General features: G+C 45.2%; 26 protein-coding genes. 8 read left to right on the top strand and 18 right to left on the bottom strand.

What is annotated here, in order from left to right:
* Window positions 1-6: 6 nt before the first annotated feature.
* Both ACHBID_RS06770 and ACHBID_RS06765 read right to left on the bottom strand, forming a co-directional pair.
* A complete protein-coding gene (locus ACHBID_RS06770) occupies window positions 7-549 on the bottom strand; it encodes a class I SAM-dependent methyltransferase (protein WP_105160593.1) in 543 nt (180 codons plus the stop codon).
* A 9-nt stretch (window positions 550-558) separates the two neighbouring features.
* A complete protein-coding gene (locus ACHBID_RS06765; protein WP_024378110.1) occupies window positions 559-1,077 on the bottom strand; it encodes a TetR/AcrR family transcriptional regulator in 519 nt (172 codons plus the stop codon).
* A 121-nt stretch (window positions 1,078-1,198) separates the two neighbouring features.
* Between ACHBID_RS06765 and ACHBID_RS06760 the strand changes: the two genes are divergently transcribed.
* Genes ACHBID_RS06760 through nadE form a run of 4 tightly spaced genes read left to right on the top strand, consistent with a single transcriptional unit; the run spans window position 1,199 to window position 5,070 of the window.
* Complete coding sequence (locus tag ACHBID_RS06760; RefSeq protein ID WP_105160594.1) at window positions 1,199-2,017, top strand: cation diffusion facilitator family transporter; 819 nt, start codon at window positions 1,199-1,201, stop codon at window positions 2,015-2,017.
* Between the two features lie 52 nt (window positions 2,018-2,069).
* Window positions 2,070-2,714: an A24 family peptidase gene (locus tag ACHBID_RS06755; RefSeq protein WP_105160595.1), complete on the top strand. Its 645-nt coding sequence runs from the start codon at window positions 2,070-2,072 to the stop codon at window positions 2,712-2,714.
* Between the two features lie 59 nt (window positions 2,715-2,773).
* On the top strand, window positions 2,774-4,234 hold the full coding sequence (locus ACHBID_RS06750) for a nicotinate phosphoribosyltransferase (protein WP_105160596.1): 1,461 nt from the start codon (window positions 2,774-2,776) through the stop codon (window positions 4,232-4,234).
* A gap of 11 nt (window positions 4,235-4,245) precedes the next feature.
* The gene (gene nadE, locus ACHBID_RS06745; protein WP_105160597.1) at window positions 4,246-5,070 is read left to right on the top strand and encodes an ammonia-dependent NAD(+) synthetase; all 825 of its coding nucleotides are present in this window, start codon (window positions 4,246-4,248) and stop codon (window positions 5,068-5,070) included.
* Window positions 5,071-5,298: 228 nt separating this feature from the next.
* On the opposite strand, the gene ACHBID_RS06740 is transcribed toward nadE, so the two are convergent.
* From ACHBID_RS06740 to ACHBID_RS06670, 15 genes are all read right to left on the bottom strand, one after another.
* Complete coding sequence (locus ACHBID_RS06740) at window positions 5,299-5,817, bottom strand: VanZ family protein (protein ID WP_105160598.1); 519 nt, start codon at window positions 5,815-5,817, stop codon at window positions 5,299-5,301.
* On the bottom strand, window positions 5,814-6,926 hold the full coding sequence (gene rlmN, locus ACHBID_RS06735; protein WP_105123534.1) for a 23S rRNA (adenine(2503)-C(2))-methyltransferase RlmN: 1,113 nt from the start codon (window positions 6,924-6,926) through the stop codon (window positions 5,814-5,816). Before rlmN ends, ACHBID_RS06740 begins: the two co-directional genes overlap by 4 nt.
* An 8-nt stretch (window positions 6,927-6,934) precedes the next feature.
* Window positions 6,935-7,606, bottom strand: a complete 672-nt coding sequence (locus ACHBID_RS06730) for a YutD family protein (RefSeq protein WP_105123533.1) — start codon at window positions 7,604-7,606, stop codon at window positions 6,935-6,937.
* Between the two features lie 143 nt (window positions 7,607-7,749).
* On the bottom strand, window positions 7,750-8,787 hold the full coding sequence (locus ACHBID_RS06725) for a SepM family pheromone-processing serine protease (protein WP_105160599.1): 1,038 nt from the start codon (window positions 8,785-8,787) through the stop codon (window positions 7,750-7,752).
* On the bottom strand, window positions 8,774-9,262 hold the full coding sequence (gene coaD, locus ACHBID_RS06720) for a pantetheine-phosphate adenylyltransferase (protein ID WP_105160600.1): 489 nt from the start codon (window positions 9,260-9,262) through the stop codon (window positions 8,774-8,776). Before coaD ends, ACHBID_RS06725 begins: the two co-directional genes overlap by 14 nt.
* Window positions 9,252-9,791: a 16S rRNA (guanine(966)-N(2))-methyltransferase RsmD gene (gene rsmD / locus ACHBID_RS06715; protein ID WP_105123531.1), complete on the bottom strand. Its 540-nt coding sequence runs from the start codon at window positions 9,789-9,791 to the stop codon at window positions 9,252-9,254. Before rsmD ends, coaD begins: the two co-directional genes overlap by 11 nt.
* A 386-nt stretch (window positions 9,792-10,177) precedes the next feature.
* The gene (locus ACHBID_RS06710; RefSeq protein ID WP_105110457.1) at window positions 10,178-10,516 is read right to left on the bottom strand and encodes an MFS transporter; all 339 of its coding nucleotides are present in this window, start codon (window positions 10,514-10,516) and stop codon (window positions 10,178-10,180) included.
* Between the two features lie 670 nt (window positions 10,517-11,186).
* Window positions 11,187-11,819: a hypothetical protein gene (locus tag ACHBID_RS06705; protein WP_105160603.1), complete on the bottom strand. Its 633-nt coding sequence runs from the start codon at window positions 11,817-11,819 to the stop codon at window positions 11,187-11,189.
* A 47-nt stretch (window positions 11,820-11,866) separates the two neighbouring features.
* Entirely contained in the window at window positions 11,867-12,253 is a 387-nt protein-coding gene (locus ACHBID_RS06700) for a rhodanese-like domain-containing protein (RefSeq protein ID WP_105123528.1), read from the bottom strand.
* Window positions 12,254-12,469, bottom strand: coding sequence for a YqgQ family protein (locus ACHBID_RS06695; RefSeq protein WP_105110460.1), 216 nt, complete (start codon window positions 12,467-12,469; stop codon window positions 12,254-12,256).
* A gap of 117 nt (window positions 12,470-12,586) precedes the next feature.
* Entirely contained in the window at window positions 12,587-13,186 is a 600-nt protein-coding gene (locus ACHBID_RS06690) for a response regulator transcription factor (RefSeq protein ID WP_105160604.1), read from the bottom strand.
* A complete protein-coding gene (locus ACHBID_RS06685; RefSeq protein WP_394731896.1) occupies window positions 13,183-14,277 on the bottom strand; it encodes a sensor histidine kinase in 1,095 nt (364 codons plus the stop codon). The genes ACHBID_RS06690 and ACHBID_RS06685 overlap by 4 nt, the downstream gene beginning before the upstream one ends.
* An 8-nt stretch (window positions 14,278-14,285) precedes the next feature.
* A complete protein-coding gene (locus ACHBID_RS06680; RefSeq protein ID WP_394731897.1) occupies window positions 14,286-15,017 on the bottom strand; it encodes an ABC transporter permease in 732 nt (243 codons plus the stop codon).
* Entirely contained in the window at window positions 15,014-15,892 is an 879-nt protein-coding gene (locus ACHBID_RS06675; protein ID WP_394731898.1) for an ABC transporter ATP-binding protein, read from the bottom strand. The genes ACHBID_RS06680 and ACHBID_RS06675 overlap by 4 nt, the downstream gene beginning before the upstream one ends.
* A gap of 288 nt (window positions 15,893-16,180) precedes the next feature.
* Window positions 16,181-16,702 (bottom strand): Dps family protein, encoded by a 522-nt coding sequence (locus tag ACHBID_RS06670; protein ID WP_105160608.1) that lies wholly within the window; start codon window positions 16,700-16,702, stop codon window positions 16,181-16,183.
* A 203-nt stretch (window positions 16,703-16,905) separates the two neighbouring features.
* Here ACHBID_RS06670 and ACHBID_RS06665 point away from each other — a divergent pair, with 203 nt between their 5' ends.
* The 4 genes from ACHBID_RS06665 to ACHBID_RS06650 all read left to right on the top strand — a co-directional run bounded on the left by ACHBID_RS06665 (window position 16,906) and on the right by ACHBID_RS06650 (window position 19,921).
* Entirely contained in the window at window positions 16,906-17,139 is a 234-nt protein-coding gene (locus ACHBID_RS06665) for a CsbD family protein (protein ID WP_105160609.1), read from the top strand.
* A 51-nt stretch (window positions 17,140-17,190) separates the two neighbouring features.
* A complete protein-coding gene (locus ACHBID_RS06660; protein ID WP_105160610.1) occupies window positions 17,191-17,610 on the top strand; it encodes a low molecular weight protein-tyrosine-phosphatase in 420 nt (139 codons plus the stop codon).
* A gap of 84 nt (window positions 17,611-17,694) precedes the next feature.
* Window positions 17,695-18,111 (top strand): hypothetical protein, encoded by a 417-nt coding sequence (locus ACHBID_RS06655; protein ID WP_105136862.1) that lies wholly within the window; start codon window positions 17,695-17,697, stop codon window positions 18,109-18,111.
* Complete coding sequence (locus ACHBID_RS06650; RefSeq protein ID WP_105160611.1) at window positions 18,101-19,921, top strand: acyltransferase family protein; 1,821 nt, start codon at window positions 18,101-18,103, stop codon at window positions 19,919-19,921. The genes ACHBID_RS06655 and ACHBID_RS06650 overlap by 11 nt, the downstream gene beginning before the upstream one ends.
* A gap of 43 nt (window positions 19,922-19,964) precedes the next feature.
* Here ACHBID_RS06650 and ACHBID_RS06645 read toward each other — a convergent pair whose 3' ends face one another.
* A complete protein-coding gene (locus ACHBID_RS06645) occupies window positions 19,965-20,618 on the bottom strand; it encodes a phosphatase PAP2 family protein (protein WP_105160612.1) in 654 nt (217 codons plus the stop codon).
* Between the last annotated feature and the right edge of the window lie 6 nt (window positions 20,619-20,624).

Raw genomic sequence — 20,624 nt, 5'->3', positions numbered from 1 at the left:
ACTAAACTACTTCATCCGTTCCACCATGACCAAAAACGGTGGAGTGTTGACTTGGTTGAGCGGTTTGTAGAGCATGGCTGTAAAGACGGTCTGGTCTAGCTGGCTGACAAAGTCTAAGACAGCATCCTTCTCAACCGCCCCACCCTCATGTCCATAATAAATCATGATGGCTAGGCGACCACCAACCACCAGTCTGTCAAGAACTTTTTCAATAGCTTGAAGGGTGGTTGCAGGCAGGGTAATAACTGACTTATCCGCCGAAGGAAGATAGCCCAGATTGAAAATTGCTGCCTTGCATTCCTCCACATACTTGTCTAGGTTTTCGTGCCCTGTCAAAACCAATTGGGCATTGGTCAAGCCAGCTTTTTCTAGTTTTTCAGCCGTTGTGGCCAGGGCTTGTTCCTGAATATCAAAGGCCACAACTTTTCCTGCTCGTTGGGCTAAAAATAGCGTGTCATGACCATTTCCCATCGTCGCATCGACCGCTAGGTCCTGGTCTGTTAAAATCTCATCTAAAAAGGCATGGGCCATGTGTAAAGGTCTAAGCATTTTCACTCCTTAAGCTAATAATCTTACATAATATTCGGTCAAGGTGGCTTCGTCCACCTTTTTGCGTTGCTGCAACCACCAGCTGACCGTCTCCACAAAAGTGGTCACAACAAAATGCACCAGCAAATCCTCTGGAAGATTCCCCTTGTCCTGCATGTAGTCTTCAACCACTTTTGGAAAAATGTCGTGTTTCAGCTCCGCTTCCAGTTCTCTTAGAAAATAGGCATTGCGGGACAACAAAAGGCTGGCAACACGATCTTGATTGGTCCGAAAGTGTTTGAAAATATGAGCCAACAAAGTCTTCACATCCGCATCTTCACGACCTGTAAATAAGTGGTGAAAGAGGTCATGACAAAGTTCTTCCAAAAGAGCCTCTTTACTGGCATAGTGGGCATAGAAAGTGGAACGCCCCACATCTGCCAGGTCAATAACATCCTGCACGCGCATGTCATCATAACCTTTATCATTTAATAAGGTCAAAAAAGCCTGAAAAATAGCTCTTTTTGTTTTTGCAATTCGTCTATCCATTTTTCGTACATTTCAAACAATTTGTTCAGAAAAAGACAAACCGTTTCTCTTGTTTCTAGTTTTTTGGCTCATTACAGTACATAATAAACCTATAAACAGTATAACACAGAAAGGGAATCTCATGTCATCTTCTAAAAATACATTTATCGCTTTTCTCCTCAATCTTAGCTTTTCTATCATCGAGTTTATCTTTGGCTGGCTCTTTGGTTCTAGCGCCATCTTAGCAGATGCTGTTCATGATTTGGGTGACGCCCTCGCCATCGGAAGCTCTGCCATCATGCAAACCTATGCCAACAAGCCTGCTGATAGGGTTTATCCCTTTGGCTACAAGAGATGGAATATTTTGGCCGCTCTCTTGACTTCTAGTATTCTGATTATCGGCTCCAGCTTGATCCTTGTAGAAAACATTCCCAATCTTTTCCATCCCAACCCTGTCAATCAGGATGGGATGTTGGTCCTCGGCATTATCGCTATCATCATCAATTTACTCGCTTCCCGTATTGTAAAAAATGGCCATAGCCATAATGAATCCATTCTCAGCTTGCACTTTTTAGAGGATATTTTGGGATGGCTGGCGGTCATCCTTGTTTCCATCATTCTTCAATTTACTGATTGGTACTTTCTAGACCCATTACTCTCACTCGGTATTGCTATCTTCATCCTCTCCAAAGCCCTGCCAAAAGCTTGGAACAATGTTAAGATTTTACTTGAAACCAGTCCGCAAGGAGTAAATCTTGAAGAAGTTAAAGGAGTCCTCCTGGCTCTTGAAAATGTTCACGAAATCACTCAGCTAAATGTCTGGACCATGGATGGATATGACCATTGTGCGACGGTGACGGTGACACTAACAAATCCTGCTGTAGCAGACAAGACCAAAGCAAAAATACGAAATTCTCTCATTACCTTTGGTATTGTCCAGAGTACCATCGAAATTTTGTAAAAAAAAATAAAAAAATATCACATTTTCCTCTCCCATTTGCGAATAAATAGGTATGAAGACAATTATCCTATTTTTCCTTGGAGCTTCTATCGGCTCCTTCTTGGGATTGGTCATAGACCGTTTCCCTGAACAGTCCATTATCGCACCCTCTAGTCACTGCAATGCCTGCAAGCGTAGGCTCAAGGCCTGGGATTTGATTCCCATTGTTTCCCAAGTCCTGACCAAATCCAAATGCCGCTACTGCAGAGCCAAAATCCCTTATTGGTATCTGGGACTGGAAGTCTTGTCTGGTCTCTTGGTCCTGCTCTGCCATTTTCAAGTCCTTTCCCTTATGGAAATGGTGCTGGTCCTTGGCGGCCTGGTCTTGACTATTTATGACATCAAACACCAGGAATATCCCTTCATGGTCTGGTTGGTCTTTACCCTTGTAGCCCTAATCTTGTCCCAACTCAATTGGCTCTTCTGTGGCTTTTTGGTCCTAGCCTTTGTGACAGAAAAAATGTCCAAGTCTATCGGCTCAGGCGACTTCCTCTATCTAGCCAGCCTATCCCTGCTTTTTGGCTTTACCGAAATTCTCTGGATTGTCCAAATCAGCTCCCTCCTGGGTCTGGCTATCTTCTACATCTTTAAATCTCGGTCCCTGCCCTATGTCCCCTTCCTCTTTTTGGCCAGTATTTTGGTGACTATTGTTCTTTAAATCGGGTTTTCCCGATTTTTTTTGTTATAATGATATTATTGTTAGCAAAGGAGAATACCATGACTCTATATACAGACGACAGCCTGACCATGCACACCGACCTCTATCAAATCAATATGATGCAGGTCTACTTCAAGCAAAACATTCACAATAAAAGGGCGGTTTTTGAAGTGTATTTCCGTAAGCAACCCTTTGAAAATGGCTACGCAGTCTTTGCAGGGCTAGAGCGGGTTGTCCACTATCTTAACAACCTGACCTTTAGCCAGACAGATATTGACTACTTGACCGAATTGGGCTATCCAGAGGATTTTCTGGATTATTTAGCCAATTTAGAGATGAAGTTGAGCCTTCGTTCAGCCAAGGAAGGGGATTTGGTATACGCCAATGAACCGATTATGCAGGTTGAGGGACCGCTGGCTCAGTGCCAATTGATTGAAACGGCTATTTTGAATATCGTCAACTACCAGACCTTGATTGCTACCAAGGCCCGTCGCATTAAAGCCGTTATCGAGGACGAACCCTTGATGGAATTCGGGACACGCCGGGCCCAAGAAATGGATGCAGCCATCTGGGGAACACGCGCAGCCTTTATCGGTGGTGCTTCAGCCACTTCCAACGTCCGAGCCGGCAAAATATTTGGCATTCCTGTAGCTGGTACCCATGCTCATGCCTTGGTTCAAACCTATGGCGACGATTATCAAGCCTTCAAGGCCTATGCAGAGACTCATAAGGATTGCGTTTTCTTGGTCGATACCTACGATACCCTCCGTATTGGTGTGCCAGCCGCTATCCGTGTCGCCAAGGAAATGGGCGACAAAATCAATTTCAAAGGTGTTCGTATTGACTCTGGTGACATGGCCTACATTTCTAAAAAAGTCCGTCAACAGCTGGACGACGCTGGTTTTACTGAAGCCAAGATTTACGCTTCTAACGACTTGGATGAAAATACCATCCTCAACCTCAAGATGCAGAAGGCTAAAATTGATGTCTGGGGTGTCGGAACAAAATTGATTACAGCCTACGACCAACCAGCTCTCGGTGCTGTCTACAAGATTGTTGCCATCGAAGAGGAAAATGGAGTCATGCGTGACACAATCAAACTATCGTCCAACGCAGAAAAAGTGTCTACCCCGGGTAAAAAACAGGTTTGGCGTATTACTTCTAAGGAAAAAGGCAAGTCAGAAGGCGATTATATTACTTTTGCCGACACAGATGTGACCAAGATGGACAGCATCTACATGTTCCACCCGACCTACACCTATATCAAAAAGACGATTGAGAATTTTGAGGCTCGTCCGCTCTTGGTTCCTATTTTTGAAGAAGGCAAGCAGGTCTATGAATTACCAAGTTTGGCGGATATTCAATCCTATGCCAACCAAGAAATTGACCAACTCTGGGACGAATACAAGCGCGTACTCAATCCACAGCTCTACCCTGTCGACCTTGCCCAAGATGTCTGGGATAACAAGATGGACCTCATCCACCGCATTCGCAAGCAAAGTCAAGCAAAATCTATCTAAGAGAGGCTCCTATGACCTTACAAAAAACGATTATCCAACAGCTGGGCGTCAAGCCCAAAATTGATCCACAAGAAGAAAGCCGCACATCTATCCAATTTCTCAAGGATTACCTAAAAAAAAATCCCTTTCTAAAAACCTATGTTCTGGGCATTTCTGGCGGTCAAGATTCCACCCTTGCTGGTCGTCTGGCCCAATTAACCATGGAAGAAATGCGGGCTGAGACAGGAGATGAGGACTACCAATTCATAGCGATTCGTCTCCCTTATGGCGTTCAGGCTGATGAATCCGACGCCCAAGCCGCTCTTGCTTTCATTCAGCCAGATGTCAGCCTGACCATCAATATCAAGGATGCGACAGATGCTATGGCGGAGGCCGTCAAAGCGACTGGCCTGCCAATATCTGATTTTAACAAGGGAAATGCCAAGGCCCGCATGCGGATGATTGCCCAATATGCTGTCGCTGGCGAACGCAAGGGTGCCGTGGTCGGAACCGACCATGCCGCAGAAAATATTACAGGCTTTTTCACCAAGCATGGCGACGGCGGTGCAGACATTCTGCCGCTCTTCCGCCTCAACAAGCGTCAAGGCAAGCAGCTCTTAGCGGCTCTCGGTGCCGACCGCAAACTCTATGATAAAGTTCCTACGGCTGATTTGGAGGAAAACAAGCCCGGTCTGGCAGATGAAGTAGCCCTCGGCGTGACCTATGATCAGATTGATGATTATCTAGAGGGAAAAACCATCGACATCCAAGCCCAAGAAATCATCGAAGGCTGGTGGAAAAAAACAGAACACAAACGCCACCTACCGATTACGGTATTTGACGATTTTTGGAAATAAATCACTTGAAACACAGAAAAAAACCTCACTGTAACAGCTAAACAGTGAGGTTTTTCTATGAAACAAGACGAATAAACATGCACGAATATTCAAGGAATCCCATCATTATTTCATCCACTAACCAAATCCCGTAAGTCATTTGATTAATTATACATATTTTACAAGATTATATGAAAGCAGTCAATGGTTTTTGCGGAATTTTCTGAAAAATCCGAATAATCATTCATTTTATTTCTTCTGCTTATAGATACGGTACCAGAACCGATAGAACAGGTAAGCCAACACCCCACCCAGCGTATTGGTCCAGAGGTCATCAATTTCAAAGACACGGCCGGCATCAATCAGAAGATCCAACAAAAGTTGGGTGCACTCAATGAAGAAGCTGATACAAAAACTATAGAGGGCAGCTGCTCGAAGGCTCCGCCATTTTTCAAAAAGAAAAACAAGAGCCAAAACGAGAGGAAAGAGCAGGAAAATATTGGTGGCATTTTGCAGGAAAATCCAGCCCAAATCCGCCAGACTGTCGACCTTGTCACCGTTGACGATGCTATTAAAGGGAACCGGCAGAAAATAGAGGCGCCCGACCTGGATGATGCCCGGAGTGGAAAAATCCTTGTACTGGGGGTACCAGGACTGCGGGAGGAAACACATGAAAACAATAGCCAGAGCATAGGCTCCAGCTAAGATTTTGTATATCTTTCTTCCAAGACCAGTCAAATTGCCGTCACTGAGGAATAATCTTCTCATGCCTGAATACCTGCCTTGGCCTTGGCTGCAGCGATGCGGGCACGCGCCTTTTCACGGTCTTTCTTGAGCGTATTGGAACGCAGCTGACCACAAGCGGCATCAATATCCGTACCATGCTCTTGACGAACGACACAGTTGACCCCATTTTTCTTAAGCAGGTCAAAGAAGGCAAGGGTCCGCTCACGGGTCGACCGGCTGTACTGGTCATGCTCAGATACCGGATTGTAAGGAATCAGGTTGATATAGGACAATTTGCGGATATTCTTGGTCAAGTCTGCCAATTCCTGAGCCTGTTCCAAACCGTCATTCACTTCATTGAGCATGATGTACTCGAAGGTCACGCGACGGTTGGTCGTTTGGATATAATCCTCAATCGCCTCAAACAAAACCTCAATAGGGTACTTACGGTTGATGCGCATGATGCTGGAACGTAGGTCATTATTTGGCGCGTGAAGGGACACGGCCAGATTGACCTGAACGCCTTCGCGGGCAAAATCCTTGATTTTTGGTGCCAAGCCAGACGTCGACACAGTAATGTGACGGGCACCGATAGCCAGCCCCTTGTCATCATTGACTACACGTAAAAAAGTCATGACATTGTCATAGTTGTCCAGTGGCTCACCAATCCCCATGACCACGATATGGCTGACACGTTCACTCTGTCCACGTTCGTCCAAATATTTCTGCACCAGCATGATTTGAGCCACAATTTCACCACTGGTCAAGTCCCGTTGCTTGGGTATGAGACCAGAGGCACAGAAGGTACATCCGATATTACAGCCGACCTGGGTCGTCACACAGACAGACAAACCGTAGTGCTGACGCATGAGCACCGTCTCAATCAGCATGCCGTCTGGCAACTCGAATAGGTATTTAATCGTACCGTCTTTTGACTCCTGCACAATCCGCTGTTTCAAAGGATTGACAACAAAGTTCTCCTCCAGTTTTTCAATCAAAGATTTGGGCAAATTGGTCATCTCTTCAAAGGACTGGACCCGCGAACGGTAGAGCCACTCCCAAATCTGAGTTGCGCGGAATTTCTTCTCGCCATTTTCTAAAATCCAGTCCACCAAATTGGCCTGGCTAAATGAATAAATTGATGGTTTCATGTTTCTCCCTACTTCTGACGGATGACAAAACTACGCTTGGTCTCTTTGGCATCCGATGCTTGTCTACGCTCCTGCTTGGGCGCCTGCTTGCCAGCTTTCTTATCATGGTGGACCGTAAAGTGCCGAGACTGGTCAGCCACCTTATCCTGGCGTGCCCCCTTCTTGCGGTCATTCCTGTTGGACTTGGCACGATTGTCCCGCCCCTTCTTCTCCGGTTGAGCCTTTTGCTGTTCCTTATGGGAAATAGGCTCCGTCCGCTGCTGGTTGCGATTGCGGTTACGAGACCGGCTCCGCTTACGACGTGGTCTGTCCTCCACCTCTTCAGGCAGCTCCTGTGGATTTGGATTTTCCAAGACAAAATAAGCACAACCAAAATTACAAAACTCGGTCAGATAGTCATCCAAGCGACCGATTTTCAAGTCAGACTTGACCGTCTTATCATCCTTGTAGAATCCCTTGAGACGCAATTGTTCATTGCCCCAGTCGCCCACAATATAGTCAAACTTGAGCATAAGCTGGGAAAAGCGTTGACCAAAAATGGTCTGGTCAAAGGCATCCTTGTGATTTTCTAGCAAGTCCAACTCGATATTTTCAGAGACAACCTTGTCCCCAACCCGAGCAAAACTAGGACCAGGATACTTGTTGTAGTTATACATTTCTGGTGTAATTTCTTTTTTCATTGGGCCTCCATTCTATTGGTTTCTCATACATTCTAACCTTACCATTATACCATGATTTTAACAGGAATGCTCCTCCTATCAGTTTTCAAAGAAATTTCTGACAATTTTAAGAAAAAAGGAGCAACTAGGTTACTCCACAAACTCTATTTTTTCAAATAATCAATGGCATCTTGGACTGTTTTGACAGGTACGACCTCGATGTCTACTCCCGCTTTCTCTACAGCCTCCTTGGCCTCCTCATAGTTGGTCTTGGCATCTGGATCTTCTTTTAGGATTTCCTTATCCACAGGATTATTAGGAACAAAAAAGATGCTGGCACCGGCCTTGGCAGCAGAAAGGACCTTCTTGTCCGCCCCGCCAATGTCGCCGACCTTGCCGTCCTGCTCAATGGTTCCCGTTCCTGCAATGGTCCGGCCATCCCTTAAATCTGGCTCAGCCAGCTGGGTATAGATAGCCAAAGTGAACATGAGACCTGCACTAGGACCGCCGATATTGCCCGTCTGGAAGTCAATAGGTACTGAGGACTTGACCTCTGTGTGGTCCACCAGGGTAATTCCGATACCATTTTTTCCATTGACCAGCTTGATAATCTTACCGTCAGCTGATTTTTCCTGACCGTTTGTCACATAGCCCACCGTCACAGGACTGCCCAGTTCCAAACCGCTGACATACTTAATCAAATCAGGCGACGACTCAAAGGTCTTGCCATTGATACTGACAACCGTATCCGCAATCTTGAGAACGTCCTTAAAGGTCGAATTCTCCGCCAAATCAAGCACATAGACCCCAAAGAAATCCATTTCAACATCTTTTTTGGCCAGGGTTAATCCCTGGTATTTGGCCATATTCTGCGAAGTTTCCATGTAAAATTGCGCAATCCGGAAATATTCCTCGCTGTCTGCTCCTCCCGTCATCTCCTCAGCCGAAGTAATATCCGCATAGGGATCAAATTGGGCAAAGAGCAGCTGCAGAGCCGTTGCCTGCTGAACAGAGACATAGGTAAACTCATAAGAACCGTCCTTCTTGTCCTCTTCCTCATTAACCGTCAGGACCTGTTGCACATCCATAGCTCCGCCAGGACTCTCGATATAATAGGGCAGGGGAACAAAGACCGTAAACCAGAGCAAGAGTACTCCTAAAATGATAGATAAAATTAAAATGAGACCTTTATTTTTTTTCATGTTTTTCTATTTCCTTACTAACAAGCTCGGGCACATAAGGACTAATATCCTGCTTGTAGGCTATCAGTTCACGGATTTGGCTGGACGAAATATTGCGGTATTCCGGCTTGGAAATCAAATATACCGTCTCCAAGTCTGGGGCCAACTGGCGATTGAAATAATCAAAATTGGCCTCATATTCCATATCAATTCCATTGCGCAAACCGCGGACAATATGGGTCACTCCCCGTTCATGAGCTGCATCGACCACCAGCTCTTGACCCGCTAGAAAGACCTGGATCTTCTCATCTTTGGCAAAGACCTTCTCCAATAAGTCCAGTCGCTCTTGACCAGTAAAGAGACCATTTTTATTGGGATTGTAAAAAATCCCCACATAAAGCCTGTCAAAAAGGCTACTGGCCCGTTCGATAATGTCCAAATGTCCCTTGGTAATGGGATCAAAGGAGCCTGTAAACATTCCAATTTTATCTGACATAGACTGTTACCTTACTTATTCCGTAGACTTTTTCCTTCCAGATGCCCAGCTCTGCGATTTCTTCAGGAAGTGTGACAGATTTATCCGTCTCGCAGACCACCATGACATCCTCAGACAGAAGTTTTCGCTGGCAGAGTTCAATGACCATTGCCTCAATCTCCTGCTCCGCATAGGGCGGATCCAGAAAGACCAGGTCAAAGACTCCTTCCAGTTGAGTCAAGGCCTGACGGGCCTCCGTGGGCAAGAGACGGAACTTACCTTCCTCCTTGGTCATGACTATATTTTCTCGGATAATGGCCTGGGCCTTGCGATCACGTTCGACCAAGACCGCCTCATCCATGCCCCGAGATACTGCCTCAATGGACAAGCCACCGCTACCAGCATACAAATCCAGCACTCGCCCACCTTCAAAATAGGGACCAATCATATTGAACATGGCTCCACGAACCTTGTCCGAAGTCGGTCGTGTCGTCTTGCCATCTAAGGTCCTGAGGAGCCGTCCGCCGTAGTTTCCTGATACAATTCTCATAGGGTCTATTATAGCACAAAACAACCAATCTTTTCCTTAAAACACAGTTGAAAAAACATCAGCAAGGCTGATGCTAAGATTTGTTATCAAGATAATAAAGGGTGGTCTGCCACATTTTTTTGAACAGGCGACTGGTCCGCCAAAACCAAAATAAGGTAGTTGGAATAAGAAAGAGATTGAAAATGAGAATGAACACTAGATTGCCTTTGCCTATGGAAAAAAGTGTATAACCTACTAAGAAGGCCAAGAAAGCTCCCATAATCAGATTCACCAAAATCCCTAGCCAGCCCAACCAATAGCGACCTCCGAAAGGCTTGTGCTTTTTGGGATCAAAATCTGGCAATTCCGTCAAAAATTCAACGATTAATTCACCAATTATATTCGCACTAGTCCCTCCTCGTCATTGACCGATAAAACCGTGTACGAGCAACAACCCTTTTACAGGCAAAATAGGCATAGCTCACTAAAGCAAACGTCATCAGAAAAAATAGAATTCCAAGCAAAACGGTGCCATTACCAAATCGATGATAGAGCATCAAGGAAATGCTAGTTACAAAGATTAAGCAGGAAATTAGGGCAACCAAAACCAGACAGAAGGCTCCAACAACACTTAGCCAATAGCGAAAGCCGAAAGGCTTATACCGCTTATCATCATAGAAGACAGAACTTGCAATCACCAAGACCAATCCAAGCCAGACAAGATACCACATATTCAACTCTTCCATAGCCTACTCCTTTTTCTCAGTATAGCAAATTTTAGCAGAAGAAACAACTAAAAAAGAGGGTTTCCCCTCTTCAGAATTTATCTAGAATTTACTTTCGCATACCTCCAAAGGTTTCCAAATCCTTTGGAAGTTGGAGATAATGGGAGTGGGAAAGAATTCGACCAGTCTAAAAAGAGTTCGTCAACAAGTCTTTATTTCTAGTTGTTGAGCTGAAACAGTCTATCCCCAGACTGTTTCACTCCCACCCCGCATAGCTCAAACTGTCTGGGAGACAGTTTGAGGTTGGAGATGAAGCGAACTCTGTTCGCATCAGTCGTATAGGTCAGATTTGGAGTGTGAAACACGAATAAATCTGCCAATCAACCACTGCGCTGAGATGTTGACACGAACTCTGAGAAGCGAGGCTGGACTTTCTGCCCAGACGCATCCAAAAAGCTGTAGAAGACAGTTAAAGATTGAAAATAGAGCGAACGAAGTTCGCACCATTCATTAGGTCTAGTTTGGAGCGTAAAACTCGAACTATCGAGGATTGTTTCACAATCCCTGTTTCCCGTCTTTCACAGTTCCCCGAACCATTTGAACAATCAACCCCTGCGCTAATGTAATTTTGTTAATCAAAGAACTAGAGGTTGGACTTTATGCCCAACCTCCTCTTTCAAAATAAGTTCAATTACTGACCTTCTGTGACCAGTGTTTCTGATGCTGGAACCTCTGCTGTAGGAGCTGTAGGTGCAACTTCCTCTGGAGCTAGTTCAGCCGGCGGTGCTACAGAAGGCTCCACAGGAACCTCTACAACCGCTGGTACTTCATAATATTCCTCTACAACTGGTTGTTCTATCACTACTTCTGGTGCAGGAGCCGGTTCAGCCTGGCTTGGTTCGGTTTGATTGTCTGCCGCCTGGTCTTTCTGGTGTTCCTCAACATATTTGCGGGTTTCTTCTGCCCGAATCTTTTCAGCCTTTAATTTTGCCTGTGTTTCTACTTCTTTCTGCTTAGCAATCGCTTGCTTGACCGTATCGATTCGCTTCTGCAGGCTCTCTTTTGCAGTCGTAGCCTGTAACTTATCTACAGCAGCCTGGGCAGCTTTCAAGTCAGCCTCACTGGAAGAATTTTCCAATTTTTTCACAGCTTTTTCAGCCGAAGAAAGACTGGTATCAACCGTTTCAGACTGCTCAGCCCTAGTCTCTTTTGTTGCAGTTGAGCCATTGAACCAAATTGCCAATAAACTAATGGATAAAATCAACACGATACCTGCAATTATGCCAATTTCATCCAAGGATAATTTTTCATCTTTTCGATTCATTTTCGTTTCCTCATACTAACATTCTACACTCGTAATGAAAAATCTACTTATTTTGCGGTCTTCACCTTGCCATCCCAGCCATTCAAACCATAGCTCAAGATATAGATGTCATTAAACCCTTGCTTTTTCAAATAAAGAGCTGCTGGGGTAACCAATTGACCACGGTCATTTTCATAGATCAAAACAGGCTTGTCCTTGCGAAGGGCATTAGTACTTTGCTTGAGCTGCTGGTAGGGAATATTCCGCGCACCCAAAATGTGCTTGCGGTTATACTCGCCCGGCTCGCGCAGGTCAATCAGCTGACCACCATGGATTTTCTGCGCAAATTCCGCATTGTCAATGACCTGGGCTGCACGGCGCAATCTCCAATAATTAAAGCCCATCCAGGCACCCAATAGGGCTACAAATAATAAAAGTGTCCACAAGGTTTCCATCTACTTCTCCTTCAATCTCTGGTACTCTAATTCCAAACGATGTTCCCGACGTAAAACCAACTCAGCCTCCATGTATTCCAGCCTATCCAGAACTCCAGCCTGGTAGACCCGATTGAGCTCAATCTGCATCATTTCAATATCATACAAACGATTTCCCATATACACAATGATACCAAAACGTTTGAGCAACTGCTGCACATCGTAAAGTCGTTCCATAAGAAAATTCTAGCAAAATATAGGGATATTTTCAATAGAGAAATGAAGGTTAAAGCAAAATTCGACTAGAAAAAGACCTGCCGAGTGCAAGCCTTTTCCTGTGAATAGAGGTTCTAGCTATATATAGCCCTTTTCCTGTGCAATCTTTACAGCAGCTGTGCGGTTTTCAGCACCCAGCTTGGACAGGATAGAGGTCATGTAGTTGCGGACTGTCCCATCAGAAAGGTGGAGCTGGCTGGCAATTTCCTTATTGGACAGACCTTCTGCCACCAGCTTGAGTAGTTGACTTTCCAAGTTGGTCAAGGGACTGCGTTGGGTTAGGAGAATATCCATCAACTCTGGTGAATATTCCTTCCGCCCCGCCAAGACAGTTTCAATGGTCCGCATGAGGTCTGCGATGGAGCGTTCCTTGAGCACATAGGCATCCACATCTGCCTTGACCGCCCGCTCAAAATAGCCCGGTCGCTTGAAGGTGGTCATGATGACAACCTTGACAGGCAAGACTTGCCCCCGCACCCATTCCAAGACATCTAGGCCCGTCTTTTCAGGCATTTCTATATCTAATAGCACCACATCTACGGGCTCTTTTTTCAAAAGAGCAATGGCCTGACTGCCGTTTTCAGCCTGTAAAACAGCCTCAACCGCATTTTGAAAGCCCAAGAGTTGACAGAGGGCGTCCCGCAGCATCGCTTGGTCTTCTGCGACTAAGATTCTCATTCTACCACCTCCTCAAACGGAATTCGTATGGACAGACAGGTGGGCTTGGCTAGAGAGATAAATTCCAAACTGCCTTTGACCGTTACCAACCTGTCTTTTATGGTATGCAATTCCTGACCAGTCAACTGGGCAAAGCCCACACCGTTGTCTTCGTAGTGCAAAACCAATTCTTGCTGGTCTTTTTCAAACATCAAACGACATTTGCTAGCCTGGCTGTGCTTGAGCAGGTTGTTAGCCAATTCTCTCAGCACCATAGCCAGCTTGTTCTGGACAGGCAAGCTGAGCTGCTCTGCTATTTCCCCGCCCAAGACGACTAAATCCACTCCTGCAAGATCCAACATCTGCTGTAAAATCTGGAGTTCCTCTGTCACGGTGTGCTGCTTGAGGGACTGGACAATCTGGCGGACCTCCTGCATAGAGTCCTTGGCCAAGGTCTGAAGGGCTGCCACCTCCTTCTTGGCCTGGTCAATCTGATCGTGGTCTAAAAGTGTCTGGACCAACTCGGCCTTGACAGATAGCATGGCAAAGACATGGCCCAGGGTGTCGTGTAAGTCCTGACCGATACGGTTGCGTTCGTTCTCAGCTAGCAAGAGGTTAATGGAAGCATTTTGCTCCTGTAGGCGTTGCTGAAGGGCTTCCCGCTTGGTCTCAATCCAGCTGAAAATCAGCAAGGTCAAGCCGAAAAAGTGGATAACAAGTGCAAAAGCTCTCATCTCAAAAGGAACAGGGCCAAAGAGAGCCCATAGGATAATAGCCAGCAACAAAAGCCCGTAGGACACCGTCCGATAGGTCGGTCGATTCTCTTTATAATACCAGCCCAGCATATTGGACAGGTTAAAGATGAAGAGGGAAAATTGCAGATTGCCCCAAAAGCTCATGACGGCGATATAGCCAATCAGGTAAAACCAAGCCAGCAGGGAATATAGCTTGTGGTCGGTATAAAAGAGGGAGCAATAGACCAGGGCAAAGAGAATGGTCGCTAGGACAACTGCCGTCGGATTGGGACTATACTGGGCATAGTAAAAGGGAAAATAGAGAAAGATCATGCCCACGAAGAACATGAGCGGTACCTTTCTTTTTTCAAATATCATCTGTCACCTCACTGCTGCTCCGATTTTCTATTCAGTATCAGAGCAATTCCTAAGAAAATTATCGCATAGCCTAGGACAATTAGCAAGGATTTCCAGAGAAAATCTCCCTCTTGGGCATAGGTGGTCACCAGCTGGTTGACATGGTAGCTGGGCATGAGTTTACAAATCCGCTGCACCCAGTCTGGAAAGAGGGAAACAGGCATCCAAGAGCCACCCATGATAGCAAGGACAAAATAGAGTAGATTGGCCACCACCGACATGATTTGTTCCGACTGAATTTGCACCAAGAGCAAGCCAATGGCTAGAAATACGATAGAGGTTACAAGGAGCATGAGTGCGGACACGACCCATTCCTGAGCTGTCATCTCTACCCCCTTGACCAAGCCACCCACCGCAAAAACAATGGCAATAGAAGACACAAAGCAGAGCAAGACCCGAACCAGTTTGGAAAGATAGTATTGCCAGATTGGCAGGGGCGAATGCTGGATAAAGGTCAACCAGCTATTTTTCCTGTCCTCTGCCAGCATCATGGGAAAAGTAAAGAGAGCAAAGCCTGACATGGAAAATCCTGTCATGGTTAACATATAAGACTGAATAAAGGCCTTTTGCAAGTTCTCATCACCTAAGTCAACCGTCGAAGAAAAAATCAGGAAAAAGATAACTGGCATCCCGATAGACAGGAGAAAAACTCCCAAACTCCTAGATAATTTTAACGCCTCTACTTGAACTAATGCTTTCATGATTCTTCCTCCCTTGTCTTGTCAAATAAGCTGTTGAGCAGGGTTTTGTTCTGAACCTCTAGATCTGAAATCCGACAACCTGCCTCCTGCAAATTCGCCCAAACCTGCTCAATAGCTCGGGTCTTGAAGCTAACCGTATCTTGTTTGTAGCTGATTTCATTGATTTCAGCCAAGCTCTCCACCGCCGCCGCAAAGGCAATCGGCAGGGTTACTTCCTTCTCCTGCTCCTCACTCCGCATGGCAAATGGCGTGGTATCTCTTAGTAACCGCCCCTGGTGCAAGACCAAAATCCGCTCCGCCGTATGCTCCACTTCCTCGATATAGTGGCTGGTATAAAAAATAGTCACACCCTGAGCCTTGAGTTCATGGACAATCTCCCAGAAACGCTGACGGGTCGAAGTATCCATACCCGCCGTCGGCTCGTCCAAAAAGAGCAACTTGGGCTTGCCAATCAGGCAGATGACGAAAGCCAAGAGCCGCTTCTGACCACCCGATAGCTTGCCGGCCAGTTGATTTTTTTGCTCTGGGGAAAAGCAGAGCAGGCTGTCGATTTCCACATCTGTCAGACTATCCTTGTAGATGGCTTGGAAAAAGCGGAGCAATTCCTTGACCTTCAAGTCCGTTGGAATAGCATTTTCTTGAGGTAAGACTGCTACCTTTTCCTTATTGGACTGAGCCTGTGGAGGCAGACCGTCCAACAAAACCTGGCCTCTCGTCACCTTCTTATCCCCCAACAAACAAGACATAAGGGTCGTTTTCCCAGCCCCATTTTGACCAATTAAGGCCACACAATCACCGCTTGCTACCTCAAAGGAAATGTCAGACAAGATTGTCCGCCCCTTGATGATTTTTTCTAATGCTCGTACTTCTATCATTTTTCTACCTCCTACTACTTGAACATCTTACATAGACAGTATATCTCGAAAATGAAGCCCGCACTAGAAGCCTTTGTCATTGACTCATGTGACAAATGTCATATTATTGTCATTGAGTTTATCTTTGAATATTTTCATCTAATTTTGCTTTGATACATCGACACTTTCGACTTGCTGCACTCTTCATAAGTGACTTGCTTTACATGGGTTTTCCACCCTGTCTAATTGCAAATTCATTCGACTATCATCTATGCAGCAAAAAAGAGTCCTTCTGGACCCTTCATCTATTTACAATTTCGGAGCTTGTCCTAGTTCTGCCTGCAACATCCAAATATGTTTTTCAATACTTGCCTTAGCCACATTGAAAATATCGTTGGTTACGCTGTCACCTTCTTCATCACTGACATCAAATCCCTTTTGGAAAAGAGTAGCTAGATAGCGGAACACCGCTACCACACGCGCCAATTGCTCTTCAATCGTTACAGTATAATCACCAGGAACTTCCTTGAGCTGACTATTTTCACTAAACTCTTTAAGGGTTGAAAATGGAGCACCGCCCAAGGTAATCAAACGCTCACTCATCTCATCTAGGTAACCATCCAACTCATCCATGTATTCATCCATTTTTGGATGCCAAATCATAAATCCAGCACCACGCATGTACCAATGAACCTGATGCAAGATAGAATGAGCCACTGACAGGTCTGCGACAGCCTGATTGAGAACAGCCTTGGTATCCTGATAGTTCAGAGATTTCCCCAGAGACAGACTAGCAACTTCAGCTGACGGCTTCAATATTTCTTTTTTCATAAAAGGAACCTTCTTTCTTTTATTTTTATTTATATTTATTATAATGTTATTTCAATAAATGTGCAACTAATTACCATCTAGTGAGAAGTCCATTTTTAGACAAGCAAAGCGCTTGCAAAATGAGGATAATTAAGGTATTCTATAGATAGTCAACATATGGGAATTTCTCCCATCACTCCCTATAACATCTATTGGAGGTTCATATGTCAGAAGAAAAATTCGGTGCTAAATTAGATCAATTGACTGGTTCTGTCAAAGAGGGCTTGGGCAAATTGACAGGTGATAAAGAGCTTGAAGTGGAAGGTCTTGTTGAAAAAGGGCTCGGCAAAGCTAAAGAGTTGGTCGAAGATGCCAAGGGCTTTGTAGAAGATGCTAAAGACGGCCTCGAAGGTGCTGTCAACGGTATCAAAAACGCCTTTGACAAGGACGAAAAATAAACATGCTAAGGTAACTTCGGTTGCCTTTTCTTGTGAAGTGAAAGGAAAATCATGAAAAAAATTGCATTTGTCTGTCTTGGAAATATCTGTCGCAGTCCAATGGCTGAATTTGTCATGAAAGACTTGACCGACGACTACCACATCGAAAGCCGTGCCACATCAGGCTGGGAACACGGCAATCCTATCTATCCGGGAACCCAGAAGATTTTCAAAAAATACCAGATTCCCTACAGTAGTAGCAAGACATCTCAGCAGATTTCAGCAGCGGATTTTAAGGAATTTGACTATATCATCGGCATGGACAGCAACAATGTCCGTGACCTAAAAAAGATGGCTCCTCCTTCTGCCCAAGATAAAATCTACCAATTTGCCGACAGATCCGTTCCCGACCCTTGGTACACAGGGGATTTCGAGGAAACTTATCAAATGGTCAGCCAGGGCTGCAAGGACTGGTTGGAACGGCTAAAATAAGCAGAGGAATTACGTAACATTTTTGTAATATATGAGAAAAAATGGTAAAATAGTAGGCGAATCTATTCTAGTAAGGGACAAGACATGAAAAGCATGCATTATTCGCTTCCAGAAGATTGGAAGGCCTTCCTCACAAGGCAAAATATCGAACGGTTGACACTCCTATTTATCCTAATCTGCCTGATTTCCGTCTTTATCGGACGCATTCCCAGCCAACGAACCTTGACCCTAGATGACGGTAAAATCAAGTATAGCGGCACCGTCTTGGCCAATAAAATGGACGGTAAGGGCAAGCTGACCTTTGAAAATGGAGATACCTATGAAGGACAGTTTAAAAATGGCAGTTTCAATGGTCAGGGAACCTTCACTTCAAAGGATGGTTGGAGCTATTCAGGTCGATTTGTCAATGGCCTGGCTGATGGTAAAGGTAAGCTAACAACCAAGGCAAAATCAGTCTACGAAGGAACGTTTAAGCAGGGGATTTATCAACATGAGGATTAAATGGTTTTCAACAATTCGAGTGCTAGGACTGGTAATGGTCCTGCTCTATCATTTTTACATCAAATACTTCTCTGGAGGCTTTGTCGGAGTTGACCTCTTCTTCACCCTATCCGGCTATCTGACGACTGCCCTGATTATTGACCAATTTCATGCCGACAAGGAGTTCGATTTCAAGGCATTTCTAAAACGGCGCTTGTACCGTATTTTCCCACCTTTGGTCCTGCTGATTCTGACCGTCACACCTCTGGCTCTCCTGATTCGTAATGATTTTACAGCCAATATCGGACGGCAAATCACAGCTGCTCTGGGCTTTATGACCAACATCTATGAAATTTTGGCCGGTGGTGGATACGAAAATCAATTTACCCCCCATCTCTTTGTTCACACCTGGACCCTTGCGATTGAAGTCCAATTCTACATCATCTGGGGGCTAGCTCTCTGGTGGATAACGCGGCAAGCCAGGTCTGTAGGACAACTTAGAGGAACTATTTTCCTCAGTTCAGGCCTCCTATTTGTCCTTAGCTTCTTTGGAATGTTTATTTCTAGCTTCTTTGTCACAAGCTATTCTAGGATTTACTTCTCTACACTAGCTCACTCCTTCCCCTTCTTTCTGGGGAGCCTGCTTGCGACCATTGTAGGCATCAAGCATACTACAACCGGTTTCCAGAAAATGGTGCAACAATGGGATTTACGGAAGACCCTATTGGTTTTCTCAGGTGGTCTGGGCTTAGAAGCCCTCCTCCTCTTCTTCCTACGGTTTGATTCGATTTTCACCTATCTTTTCGGTTTCTTCCTCTCAAGTCTGGCAACCTGTGCCATGATTCTTGCGGCTAGAATCTTACACGAAAAGACAGCAAGCGTGAAGGAGCCGGCAGCTATCCAGTTTCTGGCGGATATTTCCTACGGTATCTACCTTTTCCACTGGCCCCTTTACATTATCTTCAATCAACTGATTTCCAACCACCTTCTGGCCGTTGGACTGACCTTGCTTGTGACACTGCTGATGGCTAGCCTATCCTACTATGTTCTAGAGCCTTATATTGCAGGCAGGACGGGAAAACTCTTTGGTCTGGAAATTGATTTAGTTCCCTATACCAAATGGTTGGCTATAACGTTTGGTGTTCTCAGCTTGCTTACCTTGGGCATTAGTTTGTTTGTTCCAAAACTCGGTGATTTAGACCATTCGCTTATGGTGGAAAGCCTCAAGCAGGCAGATACCCGCATGACACAGACCAAAAACTTTGCCGAAAAGGGAAAAGCCAGCCATTTTGATATCACAGACGGAGTGACCATTATCGGTGATTCTGTGACACTTCGAGCAAGCGAGCACCTACAAGCAGCCCTGCCTGATGCTATGATTGATGCGGAGAAGAGCCGGAATACCATCCAGGCTAACGAGATTCTACAGACCAATATTGACAATGGAACACTCTTGAAAAATGTTGTGGTAGCAACCGGTGCCAATGTGGTCAGCAATTACCAGGAAGAGCTGAAGAAAATGGTTGATATCCTGCCGAATGGTTACCGCTTGATTCTAGTGACCCCCTACGATGGTAACTCTGCTACGTACGATGACCCAATAGCTGAAAAACATGCGCGTTACATTCGTCAATTAGCCAAGGATTATGACTTTATCACCGTGGCTGATTGGAATGCCGTTGCCAAGCAAAATCCTCAGATTTGGGCCGGCACAGACAATATTCATTTTGGTAGCGAACCAAGCACCATCAATGAAGGTGGACAACTCTTTGCACAAACGGTTCAAGAAGCTCTGAAAGAAGCAGAAAACGGCCCGATTAAGAATAAATAAGACCATTGTTGAAAGCAAATAAGCGAGGTAGGAGCCTCGCTTATTATTTTTGTTTACTCTGAAAACGCCATTCGAAGCGTTTTTGATCATAGAAAGGATAGAGGACTGACAGCAGGAAGCCTGCCAACAGCCAACCACCGATAATGTCTGTTGGAAAATGAACGCCGATGTAAATCCTTGAAATCGCAACTAGAGCCGCTAAAATGAGCAGACCAGCTTGAAGCAAGAGCTTTAGTGCTCCCTTCTTCATTCGTTGCTGAATAATGATAACCACCGCTCCTGTAATCATCATGGTCGAGGCAGTGTGCCAGCTAGGATAGGAATAACCAATCGTATCGATTAACCATTCAATACTAGGGCGCGGCCGTTGGTAGACATATTTCAGGGCTGTTGATGCCACCCCCATAACCGCAAAACTAGCAAGAATCAAGGAAGCCTCCATCTTCCACTTTTTATAAAAATAGAAGAAAGCTGCAAGGAGCAAGGAAATAGTCAGAATAATCACTGTATTTCCAAGAACCGTAATCGAGGTCCAAAACTGGCTGGCAATGCTAGGTAGATTGCCACGGACAAGTGTCTGAATTGCCGTGTCAAAGCCTGCGACTGCCTCTGGATAGAATTTGACCGTATAGCCTAGAATAACAAAGGCCAGGGCCAAAAAAGATGCGTTTCGTAAATGTGTTTGTTTGTTTTTCATGTATTT

The sequence above is a fragment of the Streptococcus sp. A25 genome, from assembly GCF_043674095.1.
Lineage (GTDB): Bacteria > Bacillota > Bacilli > Lactobacillales > Streptococcaceae > Streptococcus > Streptococcus suis_V.
This window is presented reverse-complemented; position numbering and strand designations above follow the sequence as displayed.

Coding starts and splice junctions, on each gene's coding strand:
- ACHBID_RS06675 (WP_394731898.1), bottom strand. CDS start 15,892: ATGATAGAAGTACGAGCATTAGAAAAAATCATCAAGGGGCGGACAATC.
- ACHBID_RS06740 (WP_105160598.1), bottom strand. CDS start 5,817: ATGAGAAGATTATTCCTCAGTGACGGCAATTTGACTGGTCTTGGAAGA.
- rlmN (WP_105123534.1), bottom strand. CDS start 6,926: ATGAAACCATCAATTTATTCATTTAGCCAGGCCAATTTGGTGGACTGG.
- ACHBID_RS06645 (WP_105160612.1), bottom strand. CDS start 20,618: ATGAAAAACAAACAAACACATTTACGAAACGCATCTTTTTTGGCCCTG.
- ACHBID_RS06725 (WP_105160599.1), bottom strand. CDS start 8,787: ATGAAAAAAAATAAAGGTCTCATTTTAATTTTATCTATCATTTTAGGA.
- ACHBID_RS06755 (WP_105160595.1), top strand. CDS start 2,070: ATGAAGACAATTATCCTATTTTTCCTTGGAGCTTCTATCGGCTCCTTC.
- ACHBID_RS06705 (WP_105160603.1), bottom strand. CDS start 11,819: ATGAATCGAAAAGATGAAAAATTATCCTTGGATGAAATTGGCATAATT.
- ACHBID_RS06760 (WP_105160594.1), top strand. CDS start 1,199: ATGTCATCTTCTAAAAATACATTTATCGCTTTTCTCCTCAATCTTAGC.
- ACHBID_RS06670 (WP_105160608.1), bottom strand. CDS start 16,702: ATGAAAAAAGAAATATTGAAGCCGTCAGCTGAAGTTGCTAGTCTGTCT.
- coaD (WP_105160600.1), bottom strand. CDS start 9,262: ATGTCAGATAAAATTGGAATGTTTACAGGCTCCTTTGATCCCATTACC.
- ACHBID_RS06770 (WP_105160593.1), bottom strand. CDS start 549: ATGCTTAGACCTTTACACATGGCCCATGCCTTTTTAGATGAGATTTTA.
- ACHBID_RS06690 (WP_105160604.1), bottom strand. CDS start 13,186: ATGAGAATCTTAGTCGCAGAAGACCAAGCGATGCTGCGGGACGCCCTC.
- nadE (WP_105160597.1), top strand. CDS start 4,246: ATGACCTTACAAAAAACGATTATCCAACAGCTGGGCGTCAAGCCCAAA.
- ACHBID_RS06660 (WP_105160610.1), top strand. CDS start 17,191: ATGAAAAAAATTGCATTTGTCTGTCTTGGAAATATCTGTCGCAGTCCA.
- ACHBID_RS06665 (WP_105160609.1), top strand. CDS start 16,906: ATGTCAGAAGAAAAATTCGGTGCTAAATTAGATCAATTGACTGGTTCT.
- ACHBID_RS06685 (WP_394731896.1), bottom strand. CDS start 14,277: ATGATATTTGAAAAAAGAAAGGTACCGCTCATGTTCTTCGTGGGCATG.
- ACHBID_RS06695 (WP_105110460.1), bottom strand. CDS start 12,469: ATGGAACGACTTTACGATGTGCAGCAGTTGCTCAAACGTTTTGGTATC.
- rsmD (WP_105123531.1), bottom strand. CDS start 9,791: ATGAGAATTGTATCAGGAAACTACGGCGGACGGCTCCTCAGGACCTTA.
- ACHBID_RS06765 (WP_024378110.1), bottom strand. CDS start 1,077: ATGGATAGACGAATTGCAAAAACAAAAAGAGCTATTTTTCAGGCTTTT.
- ACHBID_RS06730 (WP_105123533.1), bottom strand. CDS start 7,606: ATGAAAAAAGAAATTACACCAGAAATGTATAACTACAACAAGTATCCT.
- ACHBID_RS06710 (WP_105110457.1), bottom strand. CDS start 10,516: ATGGAAGAGTTGAATATGTGGTATCTTGTCTGGCTTGGATTGGTCTTG.
- ACHBID_RS06650 (WP_105160611.1), top strand. CDS start 18,101: ATGAGGATTAAATGGTTTTCAACAATTCGAGTGCTAGGACTGGTAATG.
- ACHBID_RS06750 (WP_105160596.1), top strand. CDS start 2,774: ATGACTCTATATACAGACGACAGCCTGACCATGCACACCGACCTCTAT.
- ACHBID_RS06655 (WP_105136862.1), top strand. CDS start 17,695: ATGAAAAGCATGCATTATTCGCTTCCAGAAGATTGGAAGGCCTTCCTC.
- ACHBID_RS06680 (WP_394731897.1), bottom strand. CDS start 15,017: ATGAAAGCATTAGTTCAAGTAGAGGCGTTAAAATTATCTAGGAGTTTG.
- ACHBID_RS06700 (WP_105123528.1), bottom strand. CDS start 12,253: ATGGAAACCTTGTGGACACTTTTATTATTTGTAGCCCTATTGGGTGCC.